Origin of the sequence: Cellulomonas sp. NS3, from assembly GCF_024757985.1 — a bacterium.
Taxonomy (GTDB): Bacteria; Actinomycetota; Actinomycetes; order Actinomycetales; family Cellulomonadaceae; genus Cellulomonas_A.
On the sequence record NZ_CP103289.1, the window covers coordinates 1,304,998 to 1,326,518 of the forward strand.

A 21,521-nucleotide genomic window follows, 5' to 3' on the forward strand; every position below is an offset into this window, starting at 1 on the left:
TCAGCCCAGCAGCCCCGCCATCCACGCCTCGACGTCCTCGGGGCGCCGGGGGAGGGCGGCCGAGAGGTTCTCGTTCCCGTCGGCCGTGACGAGCACGTCGTCCTCGATGCGGACGCCGATGCCGCGGTACTCCTCGGGCACGAGCAGGTCGTCCGTCTTGAAGTACAGGCCGGGCTCGATCGTGAACACCATGCCGGGCTCGATCACCGCGTCCAGGTACAGCTCCCGCCGCGCGAGCGCGCAGTCGTGCACGTCGAGGCCCAGGTGGTGACTCGTCCCGTGCACCATCCAGCGGCGGTGCTGCTGGCCCTCGGGGCTGAGCGCCTCCTCGACGGAGACGGGCAGCAGCCCCCACTCGCCGAGCCGCGCCGCGACGACCTCCATCGCGGCCGCGTGCACGTCGCGGAACCGGTTCCCGGGCACCGCGACGGCGAACGCGGCGTCGGCCGCGTCGAGCACCGCCTGGTAGACGCGCCGCTGCACCTCGGTGAACGTCCCGTCGACCGGGAGGGTGCGCGTCACGTCGGCGGTGTAGAGCGAGTCGACCTCGACGCCCGCGTCGACGAGCACGAGCTCGCCCGCGCGGACCCGGCCGTCGTTGTCCGTCCAGTGCAGCGTGGTCGCGTGCTCGCCCGAGGCCGCGATCGTCTCGTAGCCGACGGCGTTGCCCTCCTCGCGGGCGTGCGCGCCGAACGTGCTCTCGATGACCCGCTCGCCGCGCCGGTGCGCCGTCGCGCGGGGGAGCGCGCGGACCACCTCGGCGAACCCGGCGATCGTCGCGTCGACGGCCTCGCGCATCTGGGCGACCTCGTGCTCGTCCTTGAGCAGGCGCAGCTCGGAGAGCGCCTCCGCGAGCCGGGCGTCGGTCAGACCCGCGTCCTCCGTCGCGCGGATCTCCTCGACGACGGCCTCGACCGCCTCGTCGGCGTCGGGCACCACGACCAGCTGCACGCCGCCCTCGCCGACGTCCTTCGCGAGCGCGTCGCGCAGGTCGTCGAGGTGCGCGGTCTCGATGCCGGTGACCGTCGCGAGGTCGTCGAGCGTCGGGCGGGCGCCGACCCAGAACTCGCCGTAGCGCGAGTCGGAGAAGAACTCCTCCGTGTCCCGGCCCGCGAGGGGGCGCACGTAGAGGACCGCGCGGTGCGTCGCGGACGTGACCGCCGCGCCCTCCGTGCCGTCGGGCCCCGTGCCGTCGGGGGCCGTGCCGTGCGCGTCGTCCACGGGGTGCAGGACGAGGACGGCGTCGGGCTCCTGCTCCGTGCCGAGACCCGTGAGGTGAGCGAACGCGGAGTGCGGCCGGAAGCGGTAGTCGGTGTCGTTCGAGCGGACCTTGAACGAGCCCGCGGGCACGACGAGGCGCGCACCGGGGAACTGCGCGCCGAGCCGGGCGCGGCGCACCGCGGTGTACGGCGCGGCCGGCGACGGGGTCGCGGTCGTGGTCGGGCGGGGGCCCCAGCCGGAGGTGATGAACTCCGTGAAGGCGCGCGAGTCCGGGCGCTGCGAGCGGTTCGAGCCGCGCGCCTCGAGGGGCTGGTCGCCGGGCTGCGGGGTGGGCTGCGCGGGCGCGGACGTCTCGGGGGTCTGGCCGTCGGTCATGACGCCCATCCTCCCACCGCGCGCCCGGCGGGTGCCCGCGGGGGCAGGAGGTGAACCCGCCGCCGCACCGCCCCCGCGGTCTCAGCACGTGGACGAGCGCCCCTAGGGTTGAGCCCGTGCGCATCGACCTCCACACCCACTCGACCGCCTCGGACGGCACCGAGCCGCCCGCCGAGGTCGTCGCGTCCGCCGCACGCGCGGGCCTCGACGTCGTCGCGCTCACGGACCACGACACGACCGCGGGCTGGGCCGAGGCCGAGCGGGCGGCACACGAGCACGGGGTCGCGCTCGTCCGCGGGACCGAGGTCTCGGCCCGGGCCCGCGGCGTCAGCGTCCACCTGCTCGCCTACCTGCAGGACCCGGCGCACCCCGCGCTGGTCGACGAGCTCGAGCGCACGCGCGTCGCGCGCGACGGCCGGGCCCGCGCGATGGTCGACCTCATCGCCGCCGACCACCCGCTCACGTGGGAGGACGTCCTCGCGCACACGAGCCCCGGCACGGTCGTCGGGCGCCCGCACATCGCCGACGCGCTCGTGCGCCTCGGCGTCGTCACGAGCCGGGACGCCGCGTTCGCCGAGCTCCTGCGCAGCGACGGGCCGTACCACGTGCCGCACTACGCGCCCTCGGCGGTCGACGCGGTGCGGGCCGTGCGGGCCGCCGGGGGAGTGCCGGTGTTCGCCCACCCCGGGGCGGACGGCCGCGGCCGCATCGTGCCGGACGCGGTGTTCGACGAGCTCGCCGCGGTCGGGCTCGCGGGCCTCGAGGTCCACCACCGCGACCACGGACCGGCCCAGCGCGAGCGGCTCACGCGGATCGCCGAGCGCCTGGGGCTGCTCGTGACCGGGTCGAGCGACTACCACGGCGCCGGCAAGGCCAACCGCCTCGGCGAGAACCTCACCCAGCCGTCCGTCCTGGCGGACATCGAGAAGGAAGGGGCCGTGCCGGTGGTGCGCCCGTGAACGACGTCGTCGACCTGCGCCTCCTCAGCGAGGTCTTCATCACCCTGTTCGTCATCATGGACCCGCCCGGGACCGTGCCGATCTTCCTCGGCCTGACCAGCACGATGACCCGGCAGCAGCGCAACCGCGCGGCCCGCCAGGCGATCCTCGTCGCGTTCGGCGTCATCGTGTCGTTCGCGGTGTTCGGCCAGCAGCTGCTCGCGTACATGCACATCTCCCTGCCGGCGCTCCAGGCGTCGGGCGGGCTCCTGCTGCTGCTCGTGGCCATGGAGCTGCTGACCGGGAAGATGGAGGAGCCCGAGCCGTCGGGCAACGGGAACGTCAACGTGGCGCTCGTGCCGCTCGGCACGCCGCTGCTCGCCGGGCCGGGCGCGATCGTCGCGACCATGGTCTTCGTGCAGGCGACCGACGGCTCGACGGCCGACTGGGTCGCGATCGGCCTCGGCGTGCTGGCCGTGCACCTGTGCCTCTACCTCGCGATGCGGTTCGCCAACGTGATCCACCGCGTGCTCGGGGACTCGGGCGTCATCCTCGTCACGCGCATCGCGGGGCTCCTGCTCGCGGCGATCGCCGTGCAGCTCGTCGCGGACGCGGTCCGGGCGTTCGTGCAGCAGGGCTGACCGGCTCGCCGTCCGAGGGCTCGGACGTCCGCGCCGCCTGACGGCTCGACCGGCGCTGCGGACCGGCTCGATGCTCCGCGGGTCCGCCCGCTCAGCGGCGCGGCGCCGATGCCGGTGCCCGCAGGCCGAGCGACCGCAGCTCGAGCGCGGCGAGCGCGTGCAGCACGTCGGGGTCGCGCCGGCGCCACGCGTCGGCCGGGTCGTCGCTCACCGCGGCGAGCGCGCGGACGGGCTGGGTCGCGAGCGCACGCAGCGCGAACAGGTCGAGGTCGGCGGCGGAGTCGAGGATGCGCGACGCAGCCCGGGACCGGCTGACGAACCGCACGCGGGCGCGCAGCCACGCACCCAGGACGAGCAGCACCGGGACCGCCACGACGACGATCCCGAGCAGCAGCGCGAGCTGCGCCGCACCGTCCTGGACCTGGACCCCCGCCTGGGCGATCGAGTCGGCAGCGCCGCCCGCCGCGTCGAACGGGGCGCGGGCGTCGTCACCCACGAGCGGGACTTGGGCGACGGTGTCGCCCGCCGAGCCGAGGCTGTCGGAGAGCGAGGACCCCGCGTCCTCGAGCGTGCGCCCCGGTGCGGCGAGCCGGCTGACCGACTCGTGCACCCACAGCCCGGCGCGCACCCACGCTACGACCCACACGACCACGAGCAGGTCACCGACGAGCTGGCGCGTGAGACGCCACGGGGTCTGCGCGTAGAGGGCCACGCGGGACATCCTGGCGTGCGCGCCCCCGCGTCGCTCGCCGGCGGTGCAGCACGACGGGCCGGCCGCTCGTGAGCGGACGGCCCGTCGACGTGCGGGTGGGTCAGCCCTGGGCGGGCGACTCCTGCGCGGGGGCCGACGTCGCGTCGCCGGGCGCGCCGGGAGCGCCCGCGCCGCCGCCGCGCGTGCGGCGACGGTTGCGGTTGCGACGCGGGCGGTCGCCCGCCGGGGCGTCGCCGGCCTCCGGCGCCGTCACCGGCTCCTGCGGGTTCGACGGCGCGGTCGTCGCACCCTCGACCGCCTCGACGGCGTCCCGACCGCCACGGCCCCGGCTGCGCGAGCGGCCGCCCTCGCGGGGAGCACCCTCGCGCGCGTCGGCGTCACGTGCGCCGCCCTCGCGCGGAGCGCCGTCGCGCGCACCGCGTCCGCGGCCGGCGTCGCGGCTGCCGCCGTCTCGCCCGCCACCGTCACGCCCGCCACCGTCACGGCCGCCGTCCCGTCCGCCCGAGCGCCCGCCCGCGGGCGTGTGGCGCTTGCCGGTCTCACCCAGGTCCTCGAGCTTCTCGGCGTCGAGCCCCGCGCGGGTCTGCGCCGACTTCGGCAGCCGGCCCTTGGTCCCGGCCGGGATGTTCAGGTCCGTGAACAGGTGCGGCGAGCTCGAGTACGTCTCGACGGGCTCCGGGATACCGAGCTCGAGCGCCTTGTTGATCAGGCCCCAGCGCGGGACGTCGTCCCAGTCGACGAACGTGACCGCGGTGCCCTTGTTGCCCGCGCGCCCGGTGCGGCCCGTGCGGTGCAGGTAGGTCTTCTCGTCCTCGGGGCACTGGTAGTTCACGACGTGCGTCACGTCGTCCACGTCGATCCCGCGCGCGGCGACGTCCGTGGCGACCAGCACGTCGACCTTGCCGTTGCGGAACGCGCGCAGCGCCTGCTCGCGCGCCCCCTGGCCGAGGTCGCCGTGGATCGCGCCCGCGGCGAACCCGCGCTCGATGAGGTCGTCGGCGACCTTGGCGGCGGTGCGCTTGGTGCGCGCGAAGACGATCGTCAGGCCGCGGCCCTCCGACTGCAGCAGGCGGGCCAGCACCTCGACCTTGTCGAGCGCGTGCGCGCGGTAGACGACCTGCTTGATGTTCTTGACGGTCTGGCCGCCGTCGTCGGGGTCGTTCGCGCGGATGTGCGTCGGCTGCGTCATGTACCGGCGCGCCATCGCGACGACCGCGCCCGGCATCGTCGCGGAGAACAGCATCGTGTGGCGCGACGCCGGGGTGCGCGAGAGGAGCTTCTCGACGTCGGGCAGGAAGCCCAGGTCGAGCATCTCGTCGGCCTCGTCGAGCACGACGCAGCGCACGCGGGACAGGTCCAGGTAGCCCTGGTTGAGCAGGTCGATCATGCGGCCGGGGGTCCCGACGACGACCTCGACGCCGGTCTTGAGCGCGTCGACCTGCGGCTCGTAGGCGCGGCCGCCGTAGAGCTGCACGATGCGGACCGAGCGCTTGGCCGACGCGGTCATCAGGTCGCCCGCGACCTGCACCGCGAGCTCGCGGGTCGGGACGACGACGAGCGCCTGCGGCTTGCCGGGCGCCGGCAGCTCGTCGAACCCGGGCTCGCCCGGCGCGACGACGCGGTGCAGCAGCGGGACGCCGAAGCCGAGGGTCTTGCCGGTCCCGGTCTTGGCCTGGCCGATGATGTCGTGGCCCGAGAGCGCGACCGGCAGGGTCATCGCCTGGATCGGGAAGGGGTGCGTGATGCCGGCCGCGGCGAGGGCCGCGACGATCTCCGGGCGGACGTCGAAGTCCGCGAACGACGGGTTGCTCGCCTGCACGCTGCTGGAGGTGGCGGTGGCCTCGTCCAGCAGGGGCAGGCCCTCGACGGTGGTGGCGTCGGCGGGGAGAGCGGGATCGATGGTGGTCACAGGCGACTCTTCACTCGTGTGGTGGCGAGCCGCACGAGTCCCTCCGGCGCTCGGGCCGGGTCAGGAGACGGGCATCGCCACGTGGTTGGCCGGCAGCCGATCGTGAATGTCAGTTCGTGACGACGCGGCGCTCGCGAGCGGCGAGGGCGGTGGAGGCACGAGGCGGTCGAGACGACCGGGCAACCGATGTACGCGCTCGATGCTACCGGACGCCCGTCCGGGCGGCTGTGAGGCCGGTCACCCGGGAGCGTCGCGGCGCTAAGATCTCCGGATGACCGAGACGCTTCCGACCGGCACGCACGCCGCCCAGAGCGCCGACACCCTCGAGCTCCTGGGCCTCGTCGCGCAGCTCGAGCTGGTCGCGTTCGCGCGCCTCGCGGCCGACGCCGCGCTCGCCCCGACGCTCGCGCAGCGCCTCCAGCTCACGCGCTTCGCGGCCACGAGCGTCGAGCGCCGGGACCGGGTCCTCGCGCGCGTCGCGGAGCTCGGCGGCGACCCGGAGGCGGTCCTCGGCTCGTTCGCGCACGTGCTCGACGACTTCGACGCCCGCACCGCCCCGAGCACGTGGTGGGAGCGGCTGCTCACCGCGTACGTCGGCTACGGCGTCGCGGACGACTTCTGCCGGCACGCCGCGGCGTCGCTCGACGAGGAGTCGCGCGCGCTCGTGCTCGACGTGCTGGGCGACGTCGGGCACACCGACCTCGCGGTCGCCGAGCTCGACGTGGCCCGCGCCGACGACGAGGTGCTGGTCTCGCGGCTCGCGCTGTGGGGCCGCCGGCTCGTGGGGGAGGCCCTCGGGGTCGTGCAGAACCTCCTCGCCACGCGTCCCGGGCTCGCCCGGCTCGCCTCCGCCGCCGACGGCGCGCAGGGCGGCGACGGCTCGGCCCGCCTCTTCGGCGAGCTCACCGCCCAGCACACGCGCCGGATGGGGCGCCTGGGCCTCACCGCCTGACGCTGCCTCGCCGCCTGACGCGCCGCACGGCCCCCGGACAGCACGGGACCCGGCGCGGTCCGCTGCCGCGCCGGGTCGTCGTCCGTGCCGGGTCAGAGGTTGCCGAAGCCCACGCGACCCTTCGTCTCCGCGCCGATCTCGACGTAGCCGAGCGTCGCGACCGGGACGATGACGCGCCGGCCGCGGGTGTCGACGAGCTCGAGCACCGTCTTGCTCTCGAGCGCGGCAGCGACGGCTGCGGCGACCTGCTCCGCCGTCTGGTCGGACTCGACCACCAGCTCGCGCGGGAGGTTCTGCACGCCGATCGTGATGTCCACTGAAACCGTCTCCTCGCAGCTCTCCTCGTCCCGCACCGACGAGCGCGGGACGTACGGCGCGCGCTCGTCGCGCGGACCGCTCCGTCATCCTAGGCAGATCAGTCGTACTCGAAGTCCGGCCGGATGAGCCCGGCGACGCCGCCCCAGGCGAGCCGTCCGACCAGCTCCGCAGTCTCGTCGGCGGACGGCGCCCCCGCGACCCGGAGCCGGTGCGTCGCGGCGACCTGCGCCATCGCGGTGAGGGAGGTCGCGAGCATCGCGGTGCTCCCCGACGGCAGGCCGGTCACGTCCTCCAGGACGACGGCGATGCGCCGCGCGGCCTCCGTGGTGGCGTGCTCGACGCGCGTGCGGACGTCGGCGTCGTGCGTCACGTCGGACTCGAACAGCAGCGTCGAGGACTCCCCGGCGCCGTCGACGAACTCGACGTAGGCGCGCACGATCGCCATGACGACGTCGCGCCCGTCGCCGGGCTGCACCGGACCGCGCTCGATCGGCTCGACGGCCGTCTCGATCGCGTCCACGAGGGCCTGGCCGCGCTGGTCGATCACGGCGAGGTAGAGGTCGAGCTTCGAGGGGAAGTGGCGGTACAGGACGGGCTTGCTGACCTCGGCGCGGTCCGCGATGTCGTCCATCGAGACGTGGTGGAAGCCGTCGCCCGCGAACAGCTCCTGGGCGACGCGGAGCACCTGCGCGCGCCGCGCCTGCTTCGCCATGCGCGGGCTCCTCGCGCGTCCCGCCCCCACCTCGCTCACCCGGCGATGGTAGCCACGGCACGTGTCCGGGATGCGACGATATTCGGATGTCGGCCCCCCTCCCGTCCCCCGGACGGTCCAGCGCGGGGCCCGACGCGTCCTCGATCGGGCGGCCGGGGAGGCGCAGACGGGCACGCCTCGTGGCGCTCGCCGTCGTGGTCGCGTCGTTCTGCGCAGGCGGTGCGACGGCGGTCGGGGCGCTGCCCGGCTCGGCCGCGCGGGGCGCCGTCGTGCAGGCGTGGGGCTCCGTCACCGGGACGCGCGGCGACGACCGGGCGACGCGCGACGAGGTCCGGCCGACCGCGACGCCGACCCCGGAGCTCGTCGGCGAGCTCGACTCGCTCCCCGAGGAGCCCGTCGGCACCGACGCGACCGAGGTGTCCGACCAGGTGCTCGTCCCGCAGCTCGGCGGCGGGTCCACGAGCCTCGAGCGCGGGGGCGGGCCGACCGCGTCCGACCTCGCCGCCGGGCTGCTCTCGCTCGACGTCCCGCGCTCGGCGTCGGGCGACCTCGCGGTGGTCCCGGGGTCCCAGGCGGCCCCGTCGCCCGCGGCCGGCACGGCACCTGCGGTGCGGACCGTGCGCGTCGAGGTCGAGGAGGGTCTCGACGTCGACGCCGGGCTCTTCGCGTACACGGTCATGGCGACGCTCAACGACCCGCGCGGCTGGGGCGCCGACGGGTCGATGGTGTTCGCGCGCACCGACGGCGACGCCGAGCTCCGCGTCGTCCTCGCGTCCCCGGCGCTCGTCGACCGGATGTGCGCGCCGCTCGAGACCGTCGGCAAGGTGTCCTGCGGGATCAAGGGCAGCGCGGTGCTCAACTACCTCCGCTGGGTGGACGGCTCGAGCTCGTGGGACGGGGACAAGGTCGCGTACCGGCACTACCTCGTGAACCACGAGGTGGGGCACATCCTCGGCCACCGGCACGAGTACTGCGGCGGTCCCGGGCAGGTCGCCCCGCTCATGCAGCAGCAGACCGGCCCCATGGCGCCGTGCACCCCCAACCCCTGGCCGTTCCCGGGTTCCTGAGGGTGCGCGGACGCCTCGCGTGGGCGCCGCGGGACTGTCGGTGGCGTGTGGTGTGATCTGCCCGTGAACCCCCGACCGTCGCGCGCCACGCCCCTGCGGCTCGTGCGTCCGGCGATCGTCGAGCAGCACGGCGCGGTGCTCACGCGCGGCGCTGCCGGCGGCCCCGGTGCGGCCGGGGTGCTCGCGCCCGGCGGCGGGCTCGCGCTCGACCCGCAGCAGCGCGAGGTCGTCGAGCGCGTCGCCGCCGGCACCGACCGGGCGCTGCTGGTGCTCGGCGCGCCCGGGAGCGGCAAGACGAGCGTCGTGGTCGAGGCGGTGGTCGCCGCGCTCGCGGACGGCGAGCTCGCACCCGAGGACGTGCTGGTCGTGGCGGCGAGCAGGCGCGCCGCCGCCGAGCTCCGCGACCGCCTCTCCGCCCGGCTGCAGCGGACGTCCGGGCAGGCCATGGTCCGCACGGCCGCCTCGGCGGCGTTCGCGGTGCTCCGGGCGCGCGCCTCGCTGCTCGGCGCGCCGCCGCCGACCCTGATCTCCGGCCCCGAGCAGGACATGCTGCTCAGCGAGCTGCTCGCCGGGCACGCGGAGGGTGACGGCGTCCCGCTCGACTGGCCGGCGTCGGTCCCGCCCGAGGCGCTCGGCCTGCGCGCGTTCCGCGACGAGCTGCGCGACCTCCTGATGCGGGCCGCGGAGCGCGGGCTCGCGCCGGTCGACCTCGCCGAGCTCGGGGAGCGCCACGCACGCCCCGCGTGGGTCGCAGCCGCCGCCGTCTACCAGGAGTACCTCGACGTCACGCTGCTGCGGACTGCGACGCCGGACCTCGGCTCGCGCTACGACCCCGCGGTCGTCGTCGAGGAGGCCGCCGAGGCGCTGCTCGCGTGGGACGACGAGGTCGCCGCGGCACCGCGTCCGGGCTGGCGCCTCGTCGTCGTCGACGACCACCACGAGAGCACGGCCGCGACGGCCCGGCTGCTGCGCGTGCTCGCGGACGGCGGCGCGCGGCTCGCGCTGTTCGCCGACCCCGACAGCGCGGTGCAGACGTTCCGCGGCGCGAGCCCCGCGCTCGTCGCGCGCGCGACGGTCGAGGGCGACGGCCCCGGGGAGCTCGGCGCGCAGCGGCTCGTGCTCCGGACGGTGTGGCGGCACGGCGCGCGCCTGCGCGAGGTGGCGTCCGGTGTCGCGGCCCGGGTCGGGGCGCAGGGGGCCGTCGTGCACCGCAGGGCCGCGGCGCGCGACGGCACACCGGGGAACGTGCGCGTCGCGATCCTGCCCAGCACCGCGCAGGAGGCCGCGTACGTCGCGCACGCGCTGCGGTTCGCGCACCTCGAGCACGGCACGCCGTGGGAGCGCATGGCGGTCGTGGCCCGTTCGGGTGCGCAGGTCACGGCGCTGCGCCGGGCCCTCGCGAGCGCGAGCGTGCCGGTCGCGGTGCTGGGCAGCGACGTCCCCCTGCGCGAGGAGCCCGCGGTCCGCCCGCTGCTCGACGCCGTGCGCTGCGTGCTCCCCGACGGGACGGTCGGGGCCGCGGAGCTCGACGCGGAGACCGCCGCGCGGCTGCTGTGCTCCCCGCTCGGCGGGCTCGACACCGTGGGGCTGCGCCGCGTGCGCCGCGCGCTGCGCGCCGAGGAGCTCGCGGGCGGGGGAGGCCGGGGCAGCGACGCCCTGCTCGTCGAGGCGCTCACCGAGCCGGGCCGCACCGCGGGGCTGCCGCCCGGCGTGCGCCGGCACGTCGAGCGGCTCGCGCGGGTCCTCGCGACGGGCCGCACGGCCGCGCTCGCCCCGACCGCCGACCCGCAGACCGTGCTGTGGGCGCTGTGGGACGCCGCCGGGCTCGCCGAGCCGTGGCGGCGCGCGTCGCTCGCGGGCGGGGCCGCCGGTGCGCGCGCCGACCGGGACCTCGACGCGGTGCTCGCGCTCTTCCGCGCTGCGGAGACGTTCGTCGACCGGATGCCGCAGGCGCCCGCGGGCGCGTTCGTGGACTGGGTGCTCGGCCAGGACCTGCCCGCCGACACGATCGCGGCCCGTGCCGACCGGGACGCCGTCGCCGTGCTCACGCCCGCCGGTGCGGCCGGGCGCGAGTGGGACGTCGTCGTGGTCGCGGGCGTCCAGGAGGGCGTGTGGCCCGACCTGCGGCTGCGGGACTCGCTGCTCGGCGCCCAGACGCTCGTCGAGCTGCTCGCGGGGCGCGAGCCCGACGCCGGGCAGCTCGGCGCCGGAGCCCGGGCAGCCGTGCTCTCCGACGAGCTCCGGTCCTTCCAGGTGGCTGTGTCCCGGGCGCGCGAGCGGCTGCTGGTGACCGCGGTCGCGGACACCGACGCCCAGCCCTCGCCGTTCCTCGAGCTCGTCGACCCGTGCGACGACGACGTCGACCCCCGCAAGGTCACCACGCCGTCGCCGCTCGACCTGCGCGGCCTCGTCGCCCAGGTGCGCTCGCGGCTCGAGTCCAGCGTGCTGCGCGGGCGGCCCGACCCGGCGGCCGCCGCGATGCTCGCCCGGCTCGCCCGGGCGGGCGTCGAGGGGGCGGACCCCGACGAGTGGCACGGCCTCGCGGAGCCGTCGAGCGACGGGCCGCTCTGGCCCGAGGGCGAGAAGGTCACGGTCTCGCCCTCCAAGATCGAGACCGCCGCGACGTGCGCGCTGCGGTGGGCGCTCGAGGCGGCGGGCGGCACGGCGGCCGAGAGCTCGGGGCAGTCGCTCGGCACGCTCGTGCACGCGATCGCCCAGACGTACCCGACCGGCACGCACGACGAGCTGCTCGCCGAGCTCGACCGGCGCTGGCCCGAGCTCGGCCTGCCCGACGGGTGGCCGACGACGGTGCAGCGCCGCCGCGCCGAGTCGATGGTGCGCCGCCTCGCGCAGTACGTGCGCAGCGCCGGGGAGCCGCTGCTCGTCGAGGCGCCGTTCACGCTCGAGCTCGACCGTGCCGTGGTGCGCGGGTCGATCGACCGGATCGAGCGCGCGCGGCCGACGGGCGAGCCGGACGAGGGTGCCGAGCGCGTGACCGTGAGCGACCTCAAGACCGGGCGCACCGCCCCGACCGCCGCGCAGGCGCTCGAGAACCCGCAGCTCGGCGCCTACCAGCTCGCGGTCGACGCGGGTGCCGTCGAGGGGCTCCCGCCCGGGACCCGCAGCGCCGGCGCGCAGCTCGTCTTCGTCTCGGACGTCAACAGGAGCGCCGCCGCGCTGCGGAGCCAGGCGCCGCTCGAGGACGACGGGGACGGCACGAGCTGGGCGCGGCGCCGGATCGAGGAGGTCGCGGGCCACATGTCGGCGGCGACGTTCGCGGCGACCGAGAACGACCTGTGCTCGCGCTGCCCGGTGCGGCGCAGCTGCCCGGCCCGCGACGAGGGCGCGCAGGTGGTCGAGTGAACCCGTACGACGACGCGGCGCCCGCCGCCCGGCGGCCCGTGCTCTCGGCCCCCCGGATCGCGGAGCTGCTCGAGCGTCCCTCGCCGACGCCCGAGCAGGTCGAGGTCATCGAGTCGCCGCTGCGACCGTCCCTCGTCGTCGCCGGCGCCGGGTCCGGCAAGACCGAGACGATGGCGGCGCGGGTCGTGTGGCTGCTCGCGAACGGGCTCGCCGCGCCCGAGCAGGTGCTCGGGCTGACGTTCACGCGCAAGGCCGCGGGCGAGCTCGGCGACCGCGTGCGCCAGCGGCTGCGGCACCTCGCCCGCGCGGCGACCGCCCAGGGGCTCGTGCTGCCCGGCCTCCCGCTCGCCGCGGCGGGCCTCGACCCGGGGCTGCTCGACCTCGCACGCCCGACGATCGCGACCTACAACGCCTACGCGGCGTCGCTCGTGACCGACCACGCGATGCGCCTCGGGGTCGAGCCGACCTCCCGGCTGCTCGGCGAGGCCGCGCAGTGGCAGCTCGCGAGCCAGGTCGTCGAGTCCTGGACCGGGGACCTCGACACCGAGGCCGCCGTCTCGACGGTCGTCGAGGCTCTGCTCGAGCTCTCGGGCGCGCTCGACGAGCACCTCCTGACGCCCGACGAGGCACGCGCCGGCATCGAGGGGATTATCGAGGCGATCGAGGCGACGCCTCCGGGCACCCCGCCGCGCGCGCCGTACGCGCCGATCACGAAGCTGCTCGGGCTGCTCGGCGAGCGCACGCGCCTGCTCGAGCTCGTCGCCGACTACCGCGCCCGCAAGCGCGCCGCCGACGCGCTCGACTTCGGCGACCAGGTCGCGCTCGCGGCGCGGCTCGCACGCGAGGTTCCCGAGGTGGGGTCGGGGGAGCGCGCCCGGTACCGCGTCGTGCTGCTCGACGAGTACCAGGACACGTCCTACGCGCAGCTCGCGCTGCTCGGGGCGCTGTTCGGCGACGGGCACCCGGTCACCGCCGTCGGCGACCCGCACCAGTCGATCTACGGCTGGCGCGGGGCCAGCGCGGGCGGCCTCGAGCGCTTCCCGTCGACGTTCCCCGTCGTCGAGCTCGACGAGGACGGCGCGACGCGACGCCCGGCGGACGTGCACCTGCTCTCGACGTCGTGGCGCAACGACGAGGCGATCCTCGAGGCCGCGAACCACGTGGCGCTGCCGCTGCGGCGGGCGAGCACCCGCGTCGAGGTCCCCGAGCTCGCCGCCCGGCCCGGCGCAGGGCCGGGGCTCGTCCAGGCCCACGTCGCCGCGACCCTCGAGGAGGAGGCCGCGGCCGTCGCCCGGTTCGTCGCCGAGCGCTGGCGCCCCGCCGGGCCGGGGATCGCGCGGGTCACCGCCGCGGTGCTGTGCCGCAAGCGCGCGCAGTTCACGGTGCTGCGGCGGGCGCTGCGCGACGCGGGGCTGCCCGTCGAGGTCGTGGGGCTCGGGGGCCTGCTCGCGACCCCCGAGGTCGTCGACCTCGTGGCGATGCTCCAGGCGGCGCACGACCCGTCCCGCGGCGACGCGCTGATGCGCCTCCTCACGGGCGCACGGACGCGGCTCGGGGCGGCCGACCTGCACGCCCTCGCGGCCTGGTCGGCGGAGCTCGCCGCGGGGCTCGGGCACGCGCGCCGGGCCGCGGAGCGGCGGGCCGACGAGCGCGACGGGACCGAGACGGACCCCGCGGGTGCCGCACCGCCGGTCCTCGCCGGCGCGGCGTCGGGCGTCGCCGGCTCGGGGGCGGCCGGTCCGACGTCGGACGTCGTCGGCGGGGCGTCCGACGCAGCGGGCGCCCCGTCGGGCGCGCCCGGCGCAGGGTCGGACGCCGCCGGCCGGGAGCCGGTCGCGGCCGACGTCGTCGACGAGCGCAGCATCGTGGACGCGATCGACGAGCTGCCGCCCCCCGGCTGGCGCAGCCGCACCGGGCGCACGCTGAGCGACACCGCCCGCGCGCGCCTGACCGACCTCGCGCAGCTCCTGCGCGTGCTGCGCTCGCACACGTACCTCTCCCTCCCGGAGCTCGTGGGCGAGGCGGAGCGTCTGCTCGGCCTCGACATCGAGGTCGCCGCCCGCGCCGGGGTCTCGGCGGGCCGGGCCCGCGCGCACCTCGACGCGTTCCGGGACGTCGCGGTGCAGTTCTCCGACGGAGCGGACAGCCCCACGCTGGGCGCGTTCCTCGCCTGGCTCGCGGCGGCCGACACGCGCGAGCGCGGGCTCGACATGCCCGTCGCCGAGCCGGACCCGGACGCCGTGCAGATCGTCACGATCCACGCCGCCAAGGGCCTCGAGTGGGACGTCGTCGCGGTCGCCGGGATGGTCGACGGCGGGCTACCCGCGATCCGCACGTCCGGCAAGGACGGCCCGACGGACAAGGCGTGGCTCAGCGGGCTCGGCACGCTGCCGTACCCGCTGCGCGGCGACCGGCACGACCTGCCGCAGTTCGCCTACGCCGGTGCGGCCGACCCCAAGGACCTCGAGGAGCGCCGCCGTCGGTTCGTCGAGGACGCCGGTCAGCACGCGGTCGCCGAGGAGCGTCGCCTCGCGTACGTCGCGCTCACGCGGGCCCGGTCGGCCCTGCTGCTCACGGGCGCCTGGTGGGGCGAGGCGTCGCAGCCCCGGCCGCCGTCGCTGTTCCTCACCGAGCTCGCCGAGGCGGGCCTCGTCGACCCCGAGGCGTGGGCCGAGGAGCCGGAGGACGGTGCGACGAGCCCGCGCGGCGGGGACGACGTGGCCCCGGTCTGGCCGGCCGACCCGTTCACCGGTCCGGGCGGGCGGTCGTCGGGCACACGTCGGGCCGCGGTCGAGGGCTCGGCCCGGGCGGTGCGCGAGGCGATGGCGGCGGCCTCGTCGGGCGCCGGGACCACCGGTGCGCGCTCCGGCGACGCGGTCCACGCCGGCGCCGGCTCCACCGCCTCCGCCCTCACGGCGGACGGCTTCCCCGAGGGGGACGGCCCGGCGCGCGACGCCGCCGTGCCCACGCCGTGGGACCGCACCGCCGACCTCCTGCTCGCCGAGCGCGCCCTCGCCGCGTCCCCGTCGACCGACGTCGAGCTCCCGCCGCACCTGTCCGCGTCGGCGGTCGTCCGGCTCGCCTCCGACCCGCAGGAGTTCGCCCGCGCGCTGCGCCGGCCGGTGCCGCTCGAGCCGTCGCCGCAGGCCCGGCGCGGCACGGCGTTCCACGCGTGGGTCGAGGGCTGGTTCGGCTCGGCCTCGCTCGTCGACGTCGACGACCTCCCCGGCGCCGACGACGACTCCGTGCGCGTCGACGCCGACCTCGTCGCGCTGCGCGAGGCGTTCCTCGCGACCCCGTGGGCGCACCGCGTGCCGCTCGCGGTCGAGGTCGACATCGAGACGCCGGTCGCCGGGTACGTGCTGCGCTCACGCATCGACGCGGTGTTCGCCGACCCCGACCGCCCCGACGTGCCCGGCGCGGTCGTCGTGGTCGACTGGAAGACGGGTGCGCCGCCGACCGACCCGGCAGCGGTGCAGGCGCGCGAGCTGCAGCTCGCCGTGTACCGGCTCGCGTGGTCGCGGTGGAAGGGCACGCCGCTCGAGCACGTCAGCGCAGCGTTCTGCTACGTGGGCGGAGGCCGCACGGTGCGCCCGGAGCGGCTGCTCGACGAGGCGGAGATCACCGCGCTGCTGCACGCCGCCGCGGCGCAGCCGTCGCGCACGAGGGGGTGAGACCGGCGCGGCCGGTCGAGCGGGTCAGCCGCTCGACCCGGTCAGCCGGTCGAGCGACCTGCGACCGCGTCGGCCTCGCGCGTGCTCTCGTCGAGCTCGTGCAGCATCTGCACCGCGTCGTCGACCACGTCGGCGCTGCCGGTCCGCACGCCGTAGAGCAGCCAGCGCGCGAGCGCGAGCTCCCCGGCGAGCAGCGCGCGCTCCGTGAGGTGGCTGTCGGTCAGTTCCGTCCGGCGCAGCTGGTACGCCTCCATGATCGAGTCGACGGCGTCCTGCGGCGCGGCGACGAGCAGCCACGACAGGTCGTCGGCCGGGTCGGCGACCATCGCGTCGCCCCAGTCGAGGACCCCGGTCACGGTCCGGTCGTCGACGAGGACGTGCTCGGTCGTGAGCCCGCCGTGCACGACGGTCGGCTGGAACCGCCACAGCGCGACGTCCTCGAGGCGCTCCTCCCAGCGTCGCAGCAGCGTCGTCGGGACCTTGCCGGTCCGGGCGGCCTCGTCGACCTCGGCCTGCCGCCGGTCGCGGTACGTCGTCGCGTCGTAGACGGGCAGCCCGGCGTTCTCGACGAGCGCCGTCGGCAGCTCGTGCAGCGCGCCCAGCGCACGACCGAGCGACGCCGCGAGTCCCGGCCCGGGGCGCAGGGACTCCAGCCGCAGCGGCCGGCCCGGGACCTGCGGGTAGACGACGGCCCGGCCGCCCTCGGGCAGGTGCGCGAACCCCGCGGTGCGCGGGACGTCGAACGGGAGGTGCCCTGCGTCGACCTGCCCGGCGAGGGCCTCGACGAGCTCGACCTCCGCCTCGAGCAGCGCACCGGAGCGGGCGCTCGTGGGGGACCGGACCACCCACCGCCGTCGGGCGGCGTCGATCACGACCGCAATGTCGAAGTCGCCGCCCGAGACCTCGGGGCGGCGGACGTCGTACGCGTCGAGCCCGGGCACGGCGACGGTCGCCAGGGCAGCGAGCGCGAGAGGTGAACGTGACACCCGCTCAGCCTAAGCGCGTCGCCCACCCGGTCGTGGGTGCGTCCGCGCGTGTCTGCGATGTCGGGTTTCCCCGCGTACGGTGGCGGGCGTGATCGCCGAGCCGCCGCTGTCCCGCACGCGGACCGACCGTGCCGCCGACGCCCGTGTGCGCCCGGACCTGGTCCCGTCCCTGCTGACCGACCCCGCCACGCGGGTCCTGCTCGTGCACGCGGGCGCGGTGGTGACCCGCGACGACGGGCAGGCCGCCCAGCAGCTTGCGCTGCTCGACCCGGGCGAGGCCGCGCTGCTGTCGCCGGGCGGGAAGCTCCCCGAGGGGTGGGCCTTCCTCGGGTACGACGACGCGCCGGGCGGGGGCCGGGGGACCGCCTTCCTGGCGCGGCTCGTGCCCGACGTCGGTTCCGCCGTCCTGGTCCCGGGCGACCGGTGGTCGCCGCTGCGCGAGGTCGGCGGCGAGCTCTCGGCGCGCGACGCGGGGCTGGCGACGGCCGCGGTGGCCCTCGAGGCGTGGCACGTGCGCCACCCGCGGTGCCCGCGCTGCGGCGAGGTCACGGTCTCGCACAGCGCCGGCTGGGTGCGCCGCTGCACCGCCGACGGCTCCGACCACTACCCGCGCACGGACCCCGCGGTGATCATGGCCGTGGTCGACGGCCGCGACCGCCTGCTGCTCGGGCACTCGGCGCACTGGCCCGAGAACCGCTTCTCCACGCTGGCCGGCTTCGTCGAGCCGGGGGAGTCGGTCGAGGCGGCGATCCGCCGGGAGGTCCTCGAGGAGGTCGGTGTCACGGTCGGCGCGGTCGAGTACCGCGGGAGCCAGCCGTGGCCGTTCCCGGCGTCGCTCATGCTGGGCTTCCGGGCCCGCGCGCTGAGCGAGGTCATCACGGTCGACGGCGAGGAGGTCACGGAGGCGCGCTGGTTCGAGCGCACCGAGCTGCGCGCCGCGGTGCGCTCGGGCTCGGTGCTGCTGCCCAGCAGCACGTCGATCGCGCGGATGCTCATCGAGGAGTGGTACGGCTCGGAGCTGCCGAACGCGATCTGACGACGGCCCGACGGCGTCGCGGCCCGGGCGCGTCGCCGGGGCCGCGGACGCCCGTGACGGTCAGGACTCCAGGCGGGCCTTGACGTCCGCGAGCGACGGGTTCGTCGCTGCCGAGCCGTCGGGGAACACGACGGTGGGGACGGTCTGGTTGCCGCCGTTGACCTGCTCGACGAACGCCGCCGCGTCGGGGTGCTCCTCGATGTTGACCTCGGTGTAGCCGATGCCCGCGGAGTCCAGCTGCGTCTTGAGCCGGCGGCAGTAGCCGCACCACGTCGTCGAGTACATCGTGATCGAACCGGCGTCGGGCAGCGTCTGGGTGCTCATGCGTCCTTCTCTCGTGCGGTGTCGCCGTGGCCCGGGGGCGTGGCGAGGTCGGGAGTGCGTCGTCGCCCGGTCCAACGCCGGGGACACCGGAACTCTTCCTGGCGCCGGTGCCGCGTCGCAAACGCCCGCCGGCCGCGCACAGCCGGCGACCCGCTGTCGGCGCGGGCTGAGACAATCGACCACGATGTCCGCCGACGCCCTCCTCGATGCCCTCGACCCCGACCAGCGCGCGGTCGCGCTCGCGCTCACCGGACCGGTGTGCGTGCTCGCGGGAGCCGGCACGGGCAAGACGCGCGCGATCACGCACCGCATCGCGTACGGCGTCCGGACCGGCGTCTACCGCCCGACGACCGTCCTCGCCGTCACGTTCACCGCGCGTGCGGCCGGCGAGATGCGCACGCGGCTGCGCGAGCTCGGCGTCGCGGGGGTGCAGGCCCGCACGTTCCACGCGGCGGCCCTGCGCCAGCTCGGGTACTTCTGGCCCAAGGTCGTCGGGGGAGCGCCCCCGCGGATCCTCGAGCACAAGGCGCCGGCCGTCGCGGACGCGGCGCACCGGCTGGGCCTGTCGGTCGACCGCGTGGCGATCCGCGACCTGTCCTCGGAGGTCGAGTGGGCCAAGGTCTCGCTCGTGACCGCGGACGACTACGTGCGTGCCACCACGGCGATCGACCGCCCGGCGCCCGCGGGGTACGACCGGCAGGCCGTGGCCCGGCTCATCGCCGCCTACGAGGACGCGAAGACCGAGCGCGGGGTCATCGACTTCGAGGACGTCCTGCTGATGCTCGCCGACATGCTCGCGGGCCGCGACGACGTCGCCGAGCAGGTGCGGATGCAGTACCGGCACTTCGTGGTGGACGAGTACCAGGACGTGTCGCCGCTGCAGCAGTTCCTGCTCGACCAGTGGCTCGGGGGACGTCAGGAGCTGTGCGTCGTCGGGGACCCGAGCCAGACCATCTACTCGTTCACGGGCGCGACCCCGCACCACCTGCTCACGTTCACCGCGGCGCACCCCAAGGCGCAGGTGGTCCGGCTCGTGCGCGACTACCGCTCGACCCCCCAGGTCGTGAGCCTCGCGAACCGTCTCCTGGCGCCCAAGCACGCGCCCGGCTCGGCGGCCCGTCGCCGGGGACCGGCTGCGCCGCTCGAGCTCGTGGCGCAGCGCCCGTCCGGCCCGCCGGTCACCTACACCGCGTACGACGACGACGAGGCGGAGGCCGCGGGCATCGCCGAGCGCGCCGCGCGCCTCATCGCCGCGGGGACGCGTCCGAGCGAGATCGCGGTCCTGTACCGGACGAACGCGCAGTCCGAGGCGTTCGAGCAGGCGTTCGCCGCGGCGGACATCGGCTACCTCGTGCGCGGCGGCGAGCGGTTCTTCGCCCGCCGTGAGGTGCGGGACGCGCTCGTCCTGCTGCGCGGTGCGGGCCGCGCGGTGGACGCCGACGCGGCGATGCCCGACGTCGTGCGCGACGTGCTGCTCTCCGCGGGCTGGGCGCCGGCGCCGCCCGCGACGCGCGGCGCCGCCCGCGAGCGCTGGGAGTCGATGCAGGCGCTCGTCGCGCTCGCGGACGACCTCGAAGCGGCGGCGCAGGAGACCGGCGGCCACGCGAGCCTCGCGGACCTCGTCGCCGAGCTCGACGAGCGCGCCGCCGCCCAGCACGCCCCGACCGTCGAGGGCGTCACGCTCGCGTCGCTGCACGCGGCCAAGGGCCTCGAGTGGGACGCCGTCTTCCTCGCGGGGCTCAGCGAGGGCCTCATGCCGATCTCGCTCGCGGAGACCGACGCGTCGATCGCCGAGGAGCGCCGGCTCCTCTACGTCGGCATCACGCGTGCGCGCGAGCACCTCGCGCTGTCCTACGCCCGGGCGCGCAACCCCGGTGGCCGGGCATCCCGGCGCCGGACGCGGTTCCTCGACGGCCTCTGGCCGCAGGAGGAGCGGCGCGGCGGCAGCGGCCGGACGCCCGAGAGGTACCGCGCACCCGAGCCCGGGCCGCGCCGGGCGCTCTCGGGGGACGTCGACGGCGAGATCTACGCCCGCCTGCGCGAGTGGCGCGCGTCGGTCGCCCTCGAGACGTCCCGCCCCGCGTACACCGTGCTCGTCGACACGACGCTCGAGTCCATCGCAGAGCTGCGCCCGGCGTCGATCGCGGAGCTCGCCCGGATCAACGGGATCGGCCCGGCCAAGATCGACCGGTACGGCGCGACGCTCCTGTCGATCGTCGCGTCGGGCTCGTCGCGCGCGACGAGCGCCTAGAGCGCCCAGCGCCCAGCGCCGAGCGCCCTGCGACGAGCGCGAGGCAGCCGCCCGCTCAGCCGACCCGCTCCGGCGCCGCCTCGTCCCACCACGCCAGGACCCGGGTCCCGTAGAAGGTGAGCCACCGCGACGGCTCACCCGGGGGCACGTCGACCTCGAACCACACACGCCCGGGCTGACCCGCCTCCTGGAGCCACGTCCCGTCGGCCTGCCGGGCGCCGCGCACGACGTCGACGGCGTCGGCGAGCCGGGGGTCCGGCGGGAGCCCGTCGTGCAGCGCGGCGGCCCGCAGGTGGTCGAGCGCCCGCAGCGCGCTGTACGCCCACCGGAACGGGTACGCGAGCCGCGTCGCCCACGGCCCCACGAGCTCACCGGTCGACGCGGTGTACAGGAGCCGGCGCGCCAGCAGGTACTCCTCCCCGGCCCGCCGCGCGGCGCGCAGCTCGTCGGTCCCGCCGGTCGCGACCTCGTGCGCCAGCAGTCCGCGCAGCGCGTTGAGCGTCGAGTGGAACGAGGACCGCGTCGAGCCCTCGACCCACGCGCAGTTCCAGCCGCCGTCGGGCAGACGGTGCTCCAGAAACCACGCCGCGAGGCGGGACACGTCGACGCCCAGCCAGGCACCGTTGGCGAGCGTGCAGCCGTTGATGCAGCAGTCGACCTCGCCGTCCCAGTACGGCAGGTCGTCGTACTCCCACCGGCAGTGGCGCGCGAGCAGCTCCGCGGTGCCGTCGAGCGCCGCGGCGTCGACCCCCCACTCGCGCAGCGCGGTGAGCGACCACGTCGTCGCGACCCACGGCTGGCCCTCCTCGCCGGAGGGCTCCGCGCCCTCGACCGGTGCGGGGAAGTAGGCGCCGCCCGCCCACTGCCCGTCGGGGTCCTGCCGCGCGAGCAGGCGGGCCCCGAACCCCTCGGTCGCGACGCGCGCGCGTGTCGCCTCCCAGACCTCGGGCGGCGCACCCGCGAGGTCGCGCTCGACCTGCCACCGCAACGCCGGGTCGGCGTCGCGCAGCCAGTCCAGGAGCGCGCGGTCGAGCGCCATGCG

Annotated in this window: 16 protein-coding genes; 8 read left to right on the forward strand and 8 right to left on the reverse strand. The window is 76.6% G+C overall.

Annotated features, from left to right (window positions below; translation table 11 throughout):
* On the reverse strand, positions 1–1,596 hold the full coding sequence (locus tag NXY84_RS06105) for an aminopeptidase P family protein (RefSeq protein ID WP_258726234.1): 1,596 nt from the start codon (positions 1,594–1,596) through the stop codon (positions 1–3).
* A gap of 116 nt (positions 1,597–1,712) precedes the next feature.
* Here NXY84_RS06105 and NXY84_RS06110 point away from each other — a divergent pair, with 116 nt between their 5' ends.
* On the forward strand, positions 1,713–2,555 hold the full coding sequence (locus tag NXY84_RS06110) for a PHP domain-containing protein (protein WP_258726235.1): 843 nt from the start codon (positions 1,713–1,715) through the stop codon (positions 2,553–2,555).
* On the forward strand, positions 2,552–3,175 hold the full coding sequence (locus NXY84_RS06115; RefSeq protein WP_258726236.1) for a MarC family protein: 624 nt from the start codon (positions 2,552–2,554) through the stop codon (positions 3,173–3,175). Before NXY84_RS06110 ends, NXY84_RS06115 begins: the two co-directional genes overlap by 4 nt.
* A gap of 91 nt (positions 3,176–3,266) precedes the next feature.
* On the opposite strand, the gene NXY84_RS06120 is transcribed toward NXY84_RS06115, so the two are convergent.
* Together NXY84_RS06120 and NXY84_RS06125 are read right to left on the reverse strand one after the other, a co-directional pair.
* Entirely contained in the window at positions 3,267–3,887 is a 621-nt protein-coding gene (locus NXY84_RS06120; RefSeq protein ID WP_258726237.1) for a hypothetical protein, read from the reverse strand.
* 100 nt (positions 3,888–3,987) lie between these two features.
* Positions 3,988–5,796, reverse strand: a complete 1,809-nt coding sequence (locus tag NXY84_RS06125; RefSeq protein WP_396126374.1) for a DEAD/DEAH box helicase — start codon at positions 5,794–5,796, stop codon at positions 3,988–3,990.
* A gap of 271 nt (positions 5,797–6,067) precedes the next feature.
* Between NXY84_RS06125 and NXY84_RS06130 the strand changes: the two genes are divergently transcribed.
* On the forward strand, positions 6,068–6,748 hold the full coding sequence (locus NXY84_RS06130) for a ferritin-like domain-containing protein (RefSeq protein WP_258726238.1): 681 nt from the start codon (positions 6,068–6,070) through the stop codon (positions 6,746–6,748).
* A 92-nt stretch (positions 6,749–6,840) separates the two neighbouring features.
* On the opposite strand, the gene NXY84_RS06135 is transcribed toward NXY84_RS06130, so the two are convergent.
* Together NXY84_RS06135 and NXY84_RS06140 are read right to left on the reverse strand one after the other, a co-directional pair.
* On the reverse strand, positions 6,841–7,065 hold the full coding sequence (locus NXY84_RS06135) for a DUF3107 domain-containing protein (RefSeq protein WP_258726239.1): 225 nt from the start codon (positions 7,063–7,065) through the stop codon (positions 6,841–6,843).
* A gap of 98 nt (positions 7,066–7,163) precedes the next feature.
* On the reverse strand, positions 7,164–7,778 hold the full coding sequence (locus NXY84_RS06140; RefSeq protein WP_258726240.1) for a TetR/AcrR family transcriptional regulator: 615 nt from the start codon (positions 7,776–7,778) through the stop codon (positions 7,164–7,166).
* A 179-nt stretch (positions 7,779–7,957) separates the two neighbouring features.
* On the opposite strand from NXY84_RS06140, the gene NXY84_RS06145 reads away from it, so the two are divergent.
* From NXY84_RS06145 to NXY84_RS06155, 3 genes are all read left to right on the forward strand, one after another.
* Positions 7,958–8,845, forward strand: a complete 888-nt coding sequence (locus NXY84_RS06145; protein ID WP_258726241.1) for a DUF3152 domain-containing protein — start codon at positions 7,958–7,960, stop codon at positions 8,843–8,845.
* Positions 8,846–8,908: 63 nt separating this feature from the next.
* Positions 8,909–12,208, forward strand: coding sequence for an ATP-dependent helicase (locus tag NXY84_RS06150; RefSeq protein WP_258726242.1), 3,300 nt, complete (start codon positions 8,909–8,911; stop codon positions 12,206–12,208).
* A complete protein-coding gene (locus tag NXY84_RS06155) occupies positions 12,205–15,882 on the forward strand; it encodes an ATP-dependent helicase (protein WP_258726243.1) in 3,678 nt (1,225 codons plus the stop codon). The genes NXY84_RS06150 and NXY84_RS06155 overlap by 4 nt, the downstream gene beginning before the upstream one ends.
* A gap of 41 nt (positions 15,883–15,923) precedes the next feature.
* On the opposite strand, the gene NXY84_RS06160 is transcribed toward NXY84_RS06155, so the two are convergent.
* Complete coding sequence (locus NXY84_RS06160; protein ID WP_258726244.1) at positions 15,924–16,868, reverse strand: phosphotransferase; 945 nt, start codon at positions 16,866–16,868, stop codon at positions 15,924–15,926.
* Between the two features lie 88 nt (positions 16,869–16,956).
* Here NXY84_RS06160 and nudC point away from each other — a divergent pair, with 88 nt between their 5' ends.
* Positions 16,957–17,904 (forward strand): NAD(+) diphosphatase, encoded by a 948-nt coding sequence (gene nudC, locus NXY84_RS06165; RefSeq protein WP_258726245.1) that lies wholly within the window; start codon positions 16,957–16,959, stop codon positions 17,902–17,904.
* A 60-nt stretch (positions 17,905–17,964) separates the two neighbouring features.
* On the opposite strand, the gene NXY84_RS06170 is transcribed toward nudC, so the two are convergent.
* Complete coding sequence (locus NXY84_RS06170; protein ID WP_258726246.1) at positions 17,965–18,228, reverse strand: mycoredoxin; 264 nt, start codon at positions 18,226–18,228, stop codon at positions 17,965–17,967.
* A gap of 184 nt (positions 18,229–18,412) precedes the next feature.
* Between NXY84_RS06170 and NXY84_RS06175 the strand changes: the two genes are divergently transcribed.
* Complete coding sequence (locus tag NXY84_RS06175) at positions 18,413–20,479, forward strand: ATP-dependent DNA helicase UvrD2 (RefSeq protein ID WP_258726247.1); 2,067 nt, start codon at positions 18,413–18,415, stop codon at positions 20,477–20,479.
* A 55-nt stretch (positions 20,480–20,534) separates the two neighbouring features.
* Here the strand turns inward: NXY84_RS06175 and NXY84_RS06180 are convergent, their stop codons facing one another.
* Positions 20,535–21,518 carry a squalene cyclase gene (locus tag NXY84_RS06180; RefSeq protein WP_258726248.1) on the reverse strand — a complete coding sequence of 328 codons (984 nt, stop codon included), beginning with the start codon at positions 21,516–21,518 and terminating at the stop codon, positions 20,535–20,537.
* Positions 21,519–21,521: the final 3 nt, after the last annotated feature.

Excerpts from the sequence above, each read along its gene's own strand:
- NXY84_RS06130 (WP_258726238.1), top strand. The coding sequence starts at position 6,068 with ATGACCGAGACGCTTCCGACCGGCACGCACGCCGCCCAGAGCGCCGAC.
- NXY84_RS06170 (WP_258726246.1), bottom strand. The coding sequence starts at position 18,228 with ATGAGCACCCAGACGCTGCCCGACGCCGGTTCGATCACGATGTACTCG.
- NXY84_RS06175 (WP_258726247.1), top strand. The coding sequence starts at position 18,413 with ATGTCCGCCGACGCCCTCCTCGATGCCCTCGACCCCGACCAGCGCGCG.
- NXY84_RS06105 (WP_258726234.1), bottom strand. The coding sequence starts at position 1,596 with ATGACCGACGGCCAGACCCCCGAGACGTCCGCGCCCGCGCAGCCCACC.
- NXY84_RS06180 (WP_258726248.1), bottom strand. The coding sequence starts at position 21,518 with ATGGCGCTCGACCGCGCGCTCCTGGACTGGCTGCGCGACGCCGACCCG.
- NXY84_RS06140 (WP_258726240.1), bottom strand. The coding sequence starts at position 7,778 with ATGGCGAAGCAGGCGCGGCGCGCGCAGGTGCTCCGCGTCGCCCAGGAG.